Source organism: Campylobacter rectus (assembly GCF_004803795.1).
GTDB lineage: Bacteria > Campylobacterota > Campylobacteria > Campylobacterales > Campylobacteraceae > Campylobacter_A > Campylobacter_A rectus.
Window position 1 is genome coordinate 428,139 of record NZ_CP012543.1, and the last position, 13,491, is coordinate 441,629.

Consider the following 13,491-nt stretch of genomic DNA (forward strand, 5'->3'; position numbering starts at 1 on the left):
TTTGCGCATAAATTTGACGAGCGGATTTTGATTTTGCGGGCTTGGATTTGCGACTATGCTTCGCGAGATGAGGCGCCTTTTTGGCGGCATCTCGCGTATTTGCGCTATTTTGGCACTTAGGCGATCGGTTCGCCAGGTTGCTTGCGGCGGAGTTTGGTTGTTAAATTCGGCTCGTAAATTATCGATTTTGAGCGAGGTTGGGATACGGCTTTGCTAGCGAGCGAATTTGGGGCTTAAATTTGCGACTCATTTAGCGATCGATTTACCTTTTACGAGCGGGCGAGACCTGCACCTTTTTAATGCTAAAGTTCGCGTTTTTGGGGTGCGGGTTTCGTGCGTCAAATTTAAACGCCGTCGCGCCGAATTTTGCGAAATTTGAAAGCAAAATTAAATGCGTAAAGCATCCTGGACCAAGGCGAAATTTGAGAGTAAATTTGCGCTAAAATTCGGGCGCAAATTTAAAAAGCCGAAGCTAAAATTTGATTTTCGAGCGCAAGCTCAAATCAAAAAATCAGCTTCGGCGATTTTTACGTGCAAGTTTAGCTAAAAGGCAAGCCGAATTTGCGGTCGTAAAGCAGGATAAATTTAAGCCAAAATAAGGCAAAATTCGCTGCCAAATTTAAATAAAATAGGGCGCGAAAACTTCAAAAAATAGAAAGGATAAAAATGGAAAAAACTTTAGAAGGGATGGGCGAACCGCGTATAAAAGTCGTGGCGTTGCCCAAGGATACGAACTCGGCGGGCAATATTTTCGGCGGCTGGATAATGAGCCAGATCGACCTAGCGGGCGCGCAGGCTGCACGCGAAATCGCCCCCGAGCGCGTCGTCACGATCTCTATGCAAGAGATTATATTTAAGCAGCCCGTTTTCATCGGCGATGTCGTGAGCTGCTACGCCAAGATCGTCTCGGCGGGCAACACTTCGATCAAAACCAAGATCGAAGTTACGGCGCTACGGCTGAATGCGGCGGGCTTTCGCGAGTGCATTCACGTCACCTCGGCGATCGCGACCTACGTGAGCGTGACCAAGGACGGCGCGAAAAAGCCGATCGATCCGGAGCTAAAAAGGGCGCACGGGTTTTGATCTGCGTGAGCTGACCGCTGAGCTTTGCAATTAATCGGTCGGCTCGTAAAATTTTACTAGAATTTGCGCGGCGGTACGTGAGATCTGAGGTGACTTGGCTTGGCGGACTGGTAAGATTTGAATGAATTTTGCGTGCAGTCTGCCTAAATCGGTGAAAATTAGGATTGGCTTTTGGCGCCAAATAGACTAAATTTGCTAGTACTTATACGGCAAGTTCGTGAAATTTAACCGAATCTTTACGGGATTAGTGGCAAGTAGCCTAAAATTTGGTTTATTTTGCGGGAGTGCGAGTTTAGCTGGGTCGGTTATTTAGCGTAGCTGGCGGGCGGCGTTATGACTAGGCGCTTAAGGCTATCAAAGAGGGCGGCGACTGCATCGGATGTGTCGCGGAGATGAGCCAGGCGCTTGCCGCGCGATACGGCATAAAGCAAGGAGACTTCATCAAAGCATGGAGTAGATACGGCTACATCATCAAGGCCGACGTCACGGATGTCGTCTGTGGCGGCGTCATCCGGATTTTGCCGCTACAGAGAGAGCCGCTACGACGAGCTAACCGGCAACGACCGGGTTATAGGCAAGAGCCCGACCTTTAAGGCCGCCGTCCAGATCCGAAGGATCGGGAGTATTTGCGAGTTAAAGCGTATCAAATCCTAAACCAACAAGGTCATCTACGACGATTACCATCACGCATAGTTTCTCCCCGTCCGTTTTACTCCTCGGGTGGGGTTTTGCTCAAATTTATCGTTTTAAGTTCAGGAGTTAAATTTACCACTTAAATTTAAGCGCTAAATTTTTGCCTCTTTTCGCGGGCTTACCGCGTCAAATTTTGCCAGCTTTTGCAGGTTTTCCGACTTGCCGACTCGCCACGCCGAATTTGCCTTTTCGCTACCTTGTCGCACCAAATTTGGCAGGTAAATTTAAGAGCCGCCCTTGCCCGCATCAAATTTCGCTCCCGCTTAAATTTTGTTTTAATATGCTTTTTTGTAAAATTAAAAAGTTATATTTCATAAGGAGAAAATCAATGAAAAAACTTCTTTCCGCCTTGATTTTGAGCGCTGCGGTGGTGCTGGGAGCCGAGGTCAAAACTCTCACCGATATGACGGGCAACGAGGTAAAAATCCCCGCAAACGTGGAGCGTATCGCCGCTTTGTGGCATGCAAATAACCAAATAATCTTGGTGCTGGGAGGTATGGACAAGGTCGTTACGACCACCGATCTCATCAAGAAAAATAAGTGGTTCGCGCAGATCTATCCGCGCGTAAAAGACCTGCCCGCCGCGCTAAACGGTAACGACATCCAGATCGAGGAATTGGTCAAACTAGCTCCCGATGCGGTTGTCGTTTCAAATAAAAATTTTCAAGAAAATCTCGCAAAAAACGGCTTTAATGCGGTAAATGCGATATTTCGCGACTACGACGATATGAAAAAAAGCGTGCTGCTAACGGCGCAAATCATCGGCGGCGATGCGGCCAGCAAAGCAAAGGAGCTAAACGAAAACCTTGATGCAAACATCGCGCTGGTTAGCGAGCGCACGAGCAAACTAGAGGACGCTAAACGCCCTAAAGTGCTCCATATCGTGGGCGGCGCGAACCTGCTAAAAATCGACGGCACCAAGACGATAATCGACACTTGGATCAAGTATGCGGGCGGTAAAAACGCCGTGCAAAAAGATGGTAGTATGATAGAAATCACGGCTGAAGAGATCGTGAGCTCAGACCCGGATATCATCATCGTAGGCGGCGCGAATAATCAAAAAGCTGTCGAGAAAATCTACGCCGATCCCGTATTTGCAGGGCTAAAAGCGGTCAAAGACAAAAAAGTCTACGGCAACCCTAAGGGAGTGTTTAGCTGGGATAGATACGGCGCGGAGTCAGCTTTGCAAATTTTATGGGCAGCCAAAACTATCCAGCCGGAGCTCTTTACGGACATCGACGTAAAGGCCGAAACGAAGGCGTTTTATAAAAAATTTATGAATTACGAGCTAAGCGACGCGGAATTTGAGTATATTTTAAAAGGACTTAACCCGGAGGGTAAATAAGACGCGGCACCGAACGAACGACGTCGGCGCCCCACCTAGTAGGCAGCGCCCGTGCCGAATGTCTCATCATGCGGCGGCATATCGGTGCCGAGCGGAGTGCTATCTTATCGGCTCTTGAGGGCGGATCGTCCCGCCAAATAAGCGGTCTTGTGATGCCGAACACCAAATCAAAAGGGCACATCGGTATCAAATAAACGGCACCTCATATCGTCTCGTCACGGATAAGCGGCGTTTCATATCGCCTAATCAAGCAAACGCCGCCGTATCGCGAGCATCGTCGAAGTGTGAGTACTACCTGCATAAAGTAAGCGCATCGTTGCCCGATTATGGGTGCCGATACCCGAATGAGCGGCGTCGCTATCGTATTGCCTTACCGAAGCGGCATCCCTAACGCGCGGCGCGGCGGACAAACATAGCCGCAGCACGCTAAAACAGGTGGTGCGATGCGGAGTAAAATTTAAAACCCGCAGCTAGTATAAAAGGGCAAAACAAAGCTACAAGATAAAATTTAAAGCAAAGGAAGCGGTCATGGAAATTTCATTTTTTACGACGCTTGAGCTCGCTCTAGCGGGCGCTTGGATACCCTCATTTGCGATGGTGCTGATACAATTTGCATATATGTTTGTCTACAAAGAGGTCGGCAAGCGCGCCACCGATACCTCGTGGTACACGCTCGCGGACAAGCGAAATGCGATCATAAGCTCGCTGCTGCAAGTAGCGCTGCTTATTTTGTCGGTGTTCGTGCCGCTTAAGACGGGTAGCGCGTGGTTTTGGATCGGAGCGGTGATCTACGTAGCGGCTTTTGCGGGCTTTATCAAGGCGTTTTACGACTATGCGGCGGCTCCTACGGACAGAGCCGCACAGGGCGGCATCTACCGCCTATCGCGCAATCCGATGTATTTCTTTTATTTCCTCGGCATGGCGGGCGTTTGCGTCGCTTCGGCGTCGCTGTGGCTACTCATAGTGATAGTGCCCTTTGCCATATACAATCATCTCGTGGTCCTGGGCGAGGAGTGCTACTGCGAGCAAGCCTACGGGCGGGAGTATTTAGAGTATAAACGCAAGACGCCGAGATATTTTTTGTTTTTCTAAGGGGAGGGTAAAACCTAGGGTATGCCGCAGCCCTAGACGTTTTATAAAATTTCAACACTAAGGAGAGAGTATGTTCGTAAGGAAAAATTTGGCGCTCGTCGCCGCTTTATTTCTAGCGTTTTGTCTAAACGCCGCCGCGGGCGAGCCGAGGACGGTTAAAGATATGCGCGGAAACGTCGTCGAGCTACCGGAGAAAGTAAGCAAGGTCGCCTCGCTTTGGAACGCAAACAACCAAATCATCCTCGCTATCGGCGAGATGGATAAGGTCGTAGCCATCGAGGGCAACGCGAAAAACAAGTGGTTTTTAAAGGTCTATCCGCGTATAGCCGAGATCGTTTCCGGGCGCAATTCAAAAACCTCGGTCCAGATAGAGGAGCTTTTAAAACTGGCGCCCGACGTCGTTTTTAGCAGCGATATGCAAGAGCAGCTCGAAAAAAACGGCTTTAAGGTTGTAAATGTGAGGTTTAGGGATTTTGAGGGTATGCGAAGAAGCATCGAACTTACCGCCGAAGTCATCGGAGCAAACGCGCCTAAAAAAGCCGCCGAGCTTAACGGATATATCGAAAAAAATATCGCGCTGCTAAGCGCCAAAACGGATAAGATCGCGCCTGAAAGCCGCCCTAAAGTGCTTCACATCGCAGACGGTAAAAATTTGCTTAAAGTGGACGGCACGGGCACGATCGTCGATATGTGGATCAAGCTCGCAGGCGGCGTAAATGCCGTGCAAAAGGACGGATTTAAAATGGAGATGAGCGCCGAGGAGCTCATCAATATAAATCCCGACATCATCATCGTAGGCGGCGCGGATAATCAAACGGCGGTGGAGAAAATTTACGCTCACCCGGCCTATGCGGGATCCAAAGCCGTCGCGAACAAAAAGGTGTTCGGCAACCCAAGCGGCGTTTTTACGTGGGATAGATACGGTGCGGAGGCCGCGCTTCAAATTTTATGGGCGGGCACGGTCATCCAGCCGGGGCTCTTTACGGACATCGACGTAAAGGCCGAAACGAAGGCGTTTTATAAAAAATTTATGAATTATGAGCTGAGCGATGCGGAGTTTGGATACATACTGCACGGCCTAGGCCCGGACGGAAGCAAATAGCCGAATTTGAGCGGATTTGCGGGTAGATCTCGCAAAATCAAAAGGGAGTAAAGATGAAAAAGACGGCGCTTGTTTTGAGCGCGGCGGCTTGCTTGTGCGCGGCGATTAGCGCGCAGGCTGCGGATCTAAAATTTGACCCTGATAAATTTGAAACGCGCTCTATAAAAGCGGGCGAAAAAGAGGTTAAATTTAGAGCCTACGAGGGGATAGTCTACGTAGCAAAGCCTGTTGATAGCCGGTTCCAGAGGCTAAATTTCTACGTTCCGGCGCGGTATTTCGAGGACAAAAAAGACGAGACGGGCAAATTTGACGCGTCAAGCGCACCTATCTTTTTGCCAAACTCCATCGGCGGATATATGCCGGGCGAGCCTTTTACGCCCGCACTTGATAAAAACGGCAAGCCAAACGCGGTGCTAACGGCGCTTGAGCGCGGTTACGTCGTAGCAACGCCCGGAGCTAGAGGCAGGAGCTCAAAGGACGCAAACGGCAAATTTAGCGGCAAAGCGTCCGCGGCCATCGTCGATCTAAAGGCGGCCGTGCGGTATCTCAAATTTAACGACGCCGCGATGGCAGGCGACGCAAACAAAATAATCTCAAACGGCACGAGCGCTGGCGGAGCGATGTCGGCTCTACTGGGTGTCTCGGCGGACGCGCCCGAGTTTGAGCCATATCTAGCCGCACTCGGAGCCGCAAAGGCTAGCGACGAGATCTACGCGGTCTCTGCCTACTGCCCCGTTACGAACCTAGAAAACGCCGACACGGCCTACGAGTGGATGTTTGGCGCGCAGACGAAATACGAGAAAATGGACTTTGGCACGCTTGACGCGGCTGGATTTAACGACCGAAGCGGCAAGCTAAAAACCGTCCATGGCGAACTAAGCGGAGAGCAAAAAGAGCTCTCCGCCGCGCTAAAATCGGCTTTCCCCGCCTATGTAAATTCCCTAAATTTAAAGGACGCCAAAGGTCGCGCGCTCATACTTGAGCCTAACGGCGAAGGAAGCTTTAAAGAGTACCTCAAAAAGACGCTCGCAGACTCCTACGCCGCCGCAAAAAGCCGCGACAAAAGCTTGCTAAAGCCCGAGTTTTTCACGCTTGAGACGCAGGGCTGCACGCTTGGGTATGATTTTAAATTTGACGATTACATCCTGTCTATGCCGCGCGCCAAAGCCGCGCCGGCTTTTGACGGGCTAAGGCTCGAAAATCCCGAAAACGACTTTTTCGGCGATGCGGACGCGGCGGCGAAGCACTTTACGGAATTTAGCGCCAAACGCGGCGGAGGCGAGATCGCAGACGCTAAAATCATAAAAATGGCAAATGCAATGAACTATCTAGGTAACGCAAACGCGGCTAAATTTTACCGCATCAGGCACGGCACGGCTGACTCCGATACGGCTCTAGCCGTCCCGCTTATCTTAGCTTTGGGGCTACAAAATGCGGGCAAGACGGTTGATTTCGCTGCGCCTTGGGGGCAAGGTCACGGCGGCGACTATGATCTAGACGAGCTTTTTAGATGGATAGATCGCGTCGTAAAATAGCCGAAATTTGACGCGACTGAAGCTTGCGCTCAAATTTGATGTAGCAGTGCGCTGGGTTTAAATTTGGCAAAGCGGCGGAAATTCGCAAGAATGTCAAATTTAAATTTGATAGCGTTTCGCTAGGCTCAAATTTGCCGCTAGCGACTGAGTCGTAAAAACAAAAGCGCGCAGTCAAATTTGACCGCAAACGGCAAGCTATTTAGCGGTTAGGGCGGATTCTCGGTCGCAGGTTGCGAGCCGAGCTTGCGACTAAAGCCGAACGCAAACGCGAGATAAAGGCTTGGATAGCTCTAGAGCCGCAAAAAACGCAAAGACAAAAAGAATTAGCGAGCTGCCACTGTGACGGACGAAATATACCGCAAAGGCCGATAAGGCGAGCTAAAAAGGCAAATTTGACCCTTAAGGCGAGCGATTTTGCGTGCGGCGCTACCGCGGACGTAGATTTGATTTTAGGATAGAGATGAAAAAGATTAGTTTTAAATTTACGCTTATTTTGCTGATCGTGCTGACCGTCGTTTGCGGCGTGATTGCGCTTGGCGTGGGGAGATTTTACGTGGCTCCTTCTGACGTGCTTAGAGTGATCGTGGGCTTTTTGGGTGCGCAGCCGGACGTTGCAGCAAACGTGCAAAACATCATCGAAAATATCCGCATACCGCGTATCATCGCAGCTATCCTCGTCGGAGCAGCGCTTAGCATCAGCGGAGCGGCGTATCAGGGCGTCTTTCGCAACCAGCTAGTTAGCCCCGATCTGCTGGGCGTTTCGGCTGGAGCTTGCGTCGGAGCCGCGGTTGCGATCATGTTTGATTTATCGCTTTTTTGGGTGCAGGCGCTAGCCTTCGTCTGCGGGCTCGCAGCCGTGGGTATGACGCTATCCATACCTCGTCTGATGGGACGCTCTAGCACTCTGATGCTGGTGCTCTCGGGCATCATCGTTAGCGGTCTGATGGCTTCTGTTATCGGCTTTTTAAAATACGTCGCCGATCCCGAGACCAAGCTGCCCGATATCGTCTACTGGCAGCTAGGCAGCCTAGCCAAGATCGATGCGGGCAATCTTAAATTTATAGCGCCCGTGATGATAGCCTGCGCGGTGCTGCTCGTAGCGATGAGCTGGAGGATAAATTTGCTCTCGCTAGGCGACGAGAGTGCGGCAAGGCTGGGCGTAAACGTAACGCTCGAGCGCGGCGTCATTATCGTCTGCGCGACGCTGCTAACGGCATGCAGCGTGTGCGTGAGCGGTATCGTGGCGTGGGTGGGACTGCTGATGCCCCACCTTGCGCGCATGCTAGTGGGTGCGAACAACGCCCGTAGCCTGCCTGCGAGCATATTTATGGGCGCGATATTTTTGCTATTTGTCGATACCCTGGCGCGCACTATTAGCGCTAGCGAGGTGCCTCTGGGCGTACTTACGGGCTTTATCGGCACGATATTTTTCGTCTGGGTGCTCTGGCGAAATAAAAAGGTCGCGTGATGTTAGAAGTAAAAAATCTAAATTTCGCCTATCCAAACGGCGCTGGTAGGCTAGAAAACGTAAATTTACGCGTCGGCAAGGGCGAGATACTAACGATACTAGGGCGAAACGGCGCGGGCAAATCGACCATGCTAAGCCTAATCAGCGGCACGCAGGCGCCGCACTCGGGCGAAGTTTGGCTCGGCGGCAAAAATAGCGCGGAGCTTAGCAACAAAGAGCGCGCCAAAATCATGGCCTACGTCGCTCAAAGCGAGATCTGCGAGTACGACTACACGGGGCTTGAGTTTATCACGATGGGGCGAGCGGCGCATCTGGGCATCTTCGCGCGGCCTAGCGAGGAGGATACGGCGATAGCGAAGGAATTTACCGCAAAGCTTGAAATCACGCACCTTGAGGATAAATTTATCACTCAGATGAGCGGCGGACAAAAGCAGATGTGTTCGATCGCGCGCGCGATGGCGGCAAAGCCCGAGATCATCGTGTTTGACGAGCCGACCTCGGCGCTGGATTTTGGCAATCAGTATAAATTCCTACGCACCGTTAAGCAGCTAAAAGAGCAAGGTTACACCATCGTGCTAACCACGCATAATCCCGATTTTGCCGTACTTTTGGGCGGCTACGTGGCGTTAGTTAAGGGCGGAGGCGAGGTGGCTTTTGGCAGCGTGGATGAGATCATAGAAAGCGAGCATCTAAGCAAGCTTTACGGGCTAAATTTGAGCGTAGAGTACATCGAGCAAGTAGCTAGAAAGTGCTGTCTGACGTATCCGCTGTGACTGCAGCGCGCGAGAAGCGGCGTAAATTTGCTCTACGCAAATCAAAAAGAACGCGGGCAGGGATACGCGGCACGGCGGATAAATTTATGCGCCTCGGGCACGGAGCGTGCGTAACAGCTTTGTAAATTTGACTACTTCCGCTTGCCTCGTCGTTTGCTTAAATTTGAGGCTTATAAAATTTGACCGAGTCTTGGCGCGTTTTAGTCGGCGCGGCTTTGTAAATTTGACGGCTTCGGGTTTTGCGTCGCCGGAAAATTCGGCGTTAAATTTAAGGCTCGCAAATTTGGGCGGCTTTTATTTTTCTCCCGCATTGTGCGCCGGAGGCGATTAAAATTTGCTTCGTTAAAGCGGTCTTTCTGAAAGGAAGCAAAATCCTCTAAAAAAGCTCGTTTGCAAAAGCTCAGCAAAAAGGGCCTTTAAGACAAATTTACACATATCCCTGATCTATCATCGCATCGGCCACCTTGCGAAAGCCCGCGATATTTGAGCCAAGTACTAGATTTCCCTTGTCGCCAAACTCCTTGCTAGTCTCGTAACTAAGCTCAAAGATGTGATTTATGATGCCGTGCAGCCTATGATCGACCTTGTCAAAGCTCCATGCGGTCATGCCGGCATTTTGCATCATCTCAAGGCCCGAAGTACCCACGCCGCCCGCGTTTGCCGCCTTTGCCGGAGCGAAGTAAAAATCCTTTTGCGCTAGCATAAAATTTATCGCATCAAGCGTGCTTGGCATATTCGCCCTCCCCCCCCTTTTTTTTTTCGGCTACGAAGCGGCAGCCGTTAGCGTAGAGCGTCTTTATGTCGGCTAGATGCAGTTCGTTTTGCGTCGCGCAGGGAAACACTCCGTCACACGGAACGTCCCACATGCCGTTTCCGCCATCTTTGTATTCGCTTACGCTCACGTATTTTGCGTTCGGTCTAAATTTAACGTATTCGCTAAGGCGCGCTCGTCTCGCCTCTTTTAGCTCTTTAAGCACCGCTAGATCGATGCCCCCTGCGTCGTAAACGTATCCGTTTGAATCCCCGAAACCGTGATAGGTAGCGCGCCTACTTGATAGAGCTTTTCTACCGTGTATATGGCGACGTTTCCGCTACCGCTGACGCTGCACTTTTTGCTCTCCGGTCCGAGGCCCGCTTTTTGCAGTATGTTTTGCGTAAAATACACTAACCCGTATCCGGTCGCCTCCGTGCGCGCTAGGCTGCCGCCCCAGTTTAGCCCCCCCTGCCCGTTAGTATGCCGTCAAACCTGCCCGTGAGCTTTTTATACTGCCCAAACATATAGCCGATCTCACGCGCCCACGCCGATGTCGCCTGCGGGCACGTCCACGGTGTTGCCGATGTGGCGGTAAAGCTCACTCATAAATGCTTGAAAAGCGCGTTATCTCGCCTTCACTCTTGCCTTTTGGATCAAGCGTGCTTGCCGCCTTTTGCGCCGCCGATATTTACGCCCGTGAGCGAGTTTTTAAAAATTTGCTCAAATCCTAGAAATTTTAGCACGCCAAGATCCACGCTAGGATGTAGTCTGATGCCGTCTTTATACGGACCGACGGCTGAGTTTAACTGCACGTGGTAGCCGTTATGCACCTGCGGTCTGCCGTCATCGCCCGTGTAGGTAACGCGAAATATCACCGTGCGCTTAAGGATCACGATACTTTCTAAGATCGCGTGTTTTTGGTATTTACTCTCTTTTTTTATAAGCGGCTCGAGGCTGTTTAGCACCTCGGTCGCAGCCTGCACAAACACGCCTTGTCCCGGATTGGTTCTTTTTATCCGCTTCATCGTTTTTTCGATATATTCGCTTCTACTCGTCAAATTTTCGTAGTTGAATATTAACTCTCCTAGAAAAAATTTTTATTTAAATTTATTTTTATATTTTTATTTTAGGCGATAAGTGTTACGTATCGAAACTAAATTTATCAAACGTAACTTTTTGATAAATTTGTCGTAGTTTTGTTTGAGGTTTTTGATGGAGATTTTAGTCGGACCGGATGGGACTATGTTAAATTTGGGAGCGTTAAATTTACGGCGGCGCGAGCTCAAATTTAAACTCGGATCGTATTGTAAGTGCAGATTAACTTTATAGCCTTGTTTTGACCTACATAAGGTGGGAAATTTGAAAAAAGCGGTAGTAAATTCGGGCGGGTTAAATTTCAATAAAAAGAGCAAAAACGTAAATTTTAGCCCAAAGCGGGCTAAATTTGATTACATATCCTCTTTGACTTCGTCGTTGCTGCGAACGACTAGACCCGAGCCGTGGATGACGCTAGGGATACACGCCGTGCAGATATCGACCTCTTCGCCGTTTTTGTGAGCGCGGATAAATACGGCGTTTTCGTTTTCCGTGCTTTTTTGTCCGCAGATGTTACAAACTACGATATTTTCAGTTCTCATTTGTTTCCCTTTTTTAAAATTTAGTCTTATTTTAGTTAGTTTTTCGCTGATTTGAAATGATTTACGTCAAGCGCGAAGTCTCGCGTAAAAAGAAAAAATGCGAAAAATAAATAACGAAAAAAACCTGCAAGAAAAGCCCGAAAATAGGCACCAAACATAGCAAGTAAAAGCATAGCGCGGCGGCTTTAAATTTATATCCGCCGCAATCAAGCAAGTAAAGCTCGAATTTATGCCGCGAGAGGGCGTTTGGCGCGACGTCGATGAAAAGCAGCGAATAATAAAGGTAAAAAAACGCCGGGTGCAGGGCGAGGAAATTTAGCGCGGGCACGGCTAAAATCGGCAAACAAATAAGCGTGATCAGGATAAATTTGAGCAAAATTTTGCCCATAAGAGCCGTTTGGCGAGCTAGGCCGACGTTTGCCAGCTGCGCCTCGTCCACACGGTAGTGCTTTCGGTTTATCTCGCGCGCGATCATAGGAGTTAGAAAGCCCGCGACCGCGAGTGCGCAAAAAACCAAAAGCATGACGACCAGATAGGCGCCGACTGCGTAAAATATCGCGCCGATGAGCCACTTTGCGATACCTAGGCTAAGGATTTTAGCTAGCATCGGATACTCGGCCAGAGCGCCCGCCTCGCCGGGTATGGCCGCGTTTAGCGCCTCGCATAGTTCGCGGCCGCCAAACATCGCAATCGCCGCGATAATAAGCGCGGAAAAAACGAGCGGCAGGATGGAGAGCGCGATAAATTTGGGCGTGAAAAGGTCTTTTAACGAAAGGCGTAAAATATCAGCGAACAACGAATTTCCATTTATTTTAAATTTATAGCCGTCATGCGGCGAAAGGGCGTTTAGGCGCGGCTCAAATGCGCGTTTCTTGCTTGCAAAAAGTAGCGCGTAAAAGTTTCTGTCGGCACGGCGAATGTTTTTAACGACGCAAAAAGACTCGCAAAATTTGACGCATGCATAGATTTTGCGGCCAAATTTGACCGACTTAAATTCAGCCGCAAATTTAGCTAAATTTCTCAAATTTAACCAGCCTTTTCTCGGCAAAGCAAGCCCGGGCGATCGTCTCGGCTAACGAGCGCGAAAGTTCTCAGACGGCACAAATTCCCGATGACTAAATGGCTACGTTTTTGCTAGCGGAGCGAAACCGCGCTCAAATTTAAACGCCCGCCCGCAATTGCCGCTTAAACTGCTAAATTTAAGCCTCGCCGAGCGACAGGCCAAATCACAAACGTCGCGGCTAAGCTTTTGGCTAAATTTGCTAAATTTAGCAGGCTCGCACCACAAATTTTATTTTACCGCCTGATACTCGGCCTCTAGCGCAGCGTAGATCTCGTCCACGCTTTTTAGCCCGCGAGCCAAAATCTCGTTCATCACGGCGTTATCTTCCTTGCCGTTCCAGACCTTTTTATACGCGCCCTCTTTGTAGCCGTGGTCTTGGCGGAAGCGATTCAGCACGTTTTTAGCGATATAACACTCGTAAAGCGAGCCAAGATTTACGCCGCATTTTAGGCTCATCGCGAAGTAAATTTTAAGCAGGTCAAAGAGCGAATACTCAAAGCCCGAGCACTTGTTGATTAGCATTTCGACGTCGTTTATGATCTCGTAGATGTTTTCATCAGTGACGTTAAACGGCTCGCGGCAAAACGCCTCAAAGCCGCTGCTAGCGCAGATGTCGCTTGAGAGCTTTGCGATATCGCCCAGATTGTTTAGCTTGTATTGTTCGAGCATCAAACTCATCAAAAAGTGCCAGATATCCACGACCTCGACGCGCAGATTGTCTTCATTCGTCGGCGCGTTTATGCTTTTCCAGTGCTTCCAGGCAAAGCTGTCTATGAGCTCGGCGCACTCCATATATATGCAGCGTTTCCAGCTGATGAGTTTGCCGTTTTTGTTTATGCCGTTTTCCCAGCCGATGCCGTTGGTGTCGTCGTTTAGGCTCTGCTGGAGATTTAGCATTTGGGTGATTTTTTCATTCGCGTTCATAAATTTTCCTATTTTTAAAATT

At 49.8% G+C, this 13,491-nt stretch carries 10 protein-coding genes and 2 pseudogenes; 8 read left to right on the plus strand and 4 right to left on the minus strand.

The genetic code is table 11. The features are described from left to right. Window positions 1-666 precede the first annotated feature (666 nt). The 8 genes and pseudogenes from CRECT_RS02130 to CRECT_RS02165 all read left to right on the plus strand — a co-directional run bounded on the left by CRECT_RS02130 (window position 667) and on the right by CRECT_RS02165 (window position 9,091). Window positions 667-1,083: an acyl-CoA thioesterase gene (locus CRECT_RS02130; RefSeq protein WP_004320574.1), complete on the plus strand. Its 417-nt coding sequence runs from the start codon at window positions 667-669 to the stop codon at window positions 1,081-1,083. A 321-nt stretch (window positions 1,084-1,404) separates the two neighbouring features. Then, window positions 1,405-1,737 (plus strand): annotated as a pseudogene (locus CRECT_RS13165) (molybdopterin dinucleotide binding domain-containing protein); the annotation flags it as partial. 367 nt (window positions 1,738-2,104) lie between these two features. Beyond that, window positions 2,105-3,121 carry an ABC transporter substrate-binding protein gene (locus tag CRECT_RS02140; protein ID WP_039888371.1) on the plus strand — a complete coding sequence of 339 codons (1,017 nt, stop codon included), beginning with the start codon at window positions 2,105-2,107 and terminating at the stop codon, window positions 3,119-3,121. A 528-nt stretch (window positions 3,122-3,649) separates the two neighbouring features. After that, window positions 3,650-4,213 (plus strand): methyltransferase family protein, encoded by a 564-nt coding sequence (locus CRECT_RS02145; RefSeq protein WP_004320498.1) that lies wholly within the window; start codon window positions 3,650-3,652, stop codon window positions 4,211-4,213. Between the two features lie 70 nt (window positions 4,214-4,283). Further along, on the plus strand, window positions 4,284-5,315 hold the full coding sequence (locus CRECT_RS02150; RefSeq protein ID WP_004320538.1) for an ABC transporter substrate-binding protein: 1,032 nt from the start codon (window positions 4,284-4,286) through the stop codon (window positions 5,313-5,315). Window positions 5,316-5,368: 53 nt separating this feature from the next. Beyond that, window positions 5,369-6,850 carry a subtype B tannase gene (locus CRECT_RS02155; RefSeq protein ID WP_004320555.1) on the plus strand — a complete coding sequence of 494 codons (1,482 nt, stop codon included), beginning with the start codon at window positions 5,369-5,371 and terminating at the stop codon, window positions 6,848-6,850. 460 nt (window positions 6,851-7,310) lie between these two features. Then, window positions 7,311-8,318 carry a FecCD family ABC transporter permease gene (locus tag CRECT_RS02160; protein WP_039888372.1) on the plus strand — a complete coding sequence of 336 codons (1,008 nt, stop codon included), beginning with the start codon at window positions 7,311-7,313 and terminating at the stop codon, window positions 8,316-8,318. Further along, a complete protein-coding gene (locus CRECT_RS02165) occupies window positions 8,318-9,091 on the plus strand; it encodes an ABC transporter ATP-binding protein (protein WP_004320570.1) in 774 nt (257 codons plus the stop codon). Before CRECT_RS02160 ends, CRECT_RS02165 begins: the two co-directional genes overlap by 1 nt. Before the next feature lie 427 nt (window positions 9,092-9,518). Here the strand turns inward: CRECT_RS02165 and gdhA are convergent. From gdhA to dut, 4 genes and pseudogenes are all read right to left on the minus strand, one after another. After that, window positions 9,519-10,870, minus strand: a pseudogene (gdhA, locus tag CRECT_RS12870) (NADP-specific glutamate dehydrogenase). Between the two features lie 423 nt (window positions 10,871-11,293). Beyond that, window positions 11,294-11,482, minus strand: a complete 189-nt coding sequence (locus CRECT_RS02175) for a hypothetical protein (RefSeq protein WP_004320487.1) — start codon at window positions 11,480-11,482, stop codon at window positions 11,294-11,296. Window positions 11,483-11,543: 61 nt separating this feature from the next. Further along, complete coding sequence (locus tag CRECT_RS02180; protein WP_227932164.1) at window positions 11,544-12,506, minus strand: EI24 domain-containing protein; 963 nt, start codon at window positions 12,504-12,506, stop codon at window positions 11,544-11,546. A gap of 267 nt (window positions 12,507-12,773) precedes the next feature. Next, on the minus strand, window positions 12,774-13,469 hold the full coding sequence (dut, locus tag CRECT_RS02185; protein ID WP_004320490.1) for a dUTPase: 696 nt from the start codon (window positions 13,467-13,469) through the stop codon (window positions 12,774-12,776). Between the last annotated feature and the right edge of the window lie 22 nt (window positions 13,470-13,491).

Bases quoted from the DNA above. Each gene is read 5' to 3' on its own strand.
- CRECT_RS02130 (WP_004320574.1), top strand. From the start codon at position 667: ATGGAAAAAACTTTAGAAGGGATGGGCGAACCGCGTATAAAAGTCGTG.
- CRECT_RS02140 (WP_039888371.1), top strand. From the start codon at position 2,105: ATGAAAAAACTTCTTTCCGCCTTGATTTTGAGCGCTGCGGTGGTGCTG.
- CRECT_RS02145 (WP_004320498.1), top strand. From the start codon at position 3,650: ATGGAAATTTCATTTTTTACGACGCTTGAGCTCGCTCTAGCGGGCGCT.
- CRECT_RS02150 (WP_004320538.1), top strand. From the start codon at position 4,284: ATGTTCGTAAGGAAAAATTTGGCGCTCGTCGCCGCTTTATTTCTAGCG.
- CRECT_RS02155 (WP_004320555.1), top strand. From the start codon at position 5,369: ATGAAAAAGACGGCGCTTGTTTTGAGCGCGGCGGCTTGCTTGTGCGCG.
- CRECT_RS02160 (WP_039888372.1), top strand. From the start codon at position 7,311: ATGAAAAAGATTAGTTTTAAATTTACGCTTATTTTGCTGATCGTGCTG.
- CRECT_RS02165 (WP_004320570.1), top strand. From the start codon at position 8,318: ATGTTAGAAGTAAAAAATCTAAATTTCGCCTATCCAAACGGCGCTGGT.
- CRECT_RS02175 (WP_004320487.1), bottom strand. From the start codon at position 11,482: ATGAGAACTGAAAATATCGTAGTTTGTAACATCTGCGGACAAAAAAGC.
- dut (WP_004320490.1), bottom strand. From the start codon at position 13,469: ATGAACGCGAATGAAAAAATCACCCAAATGCTAAATCTCCAGCAGAGC.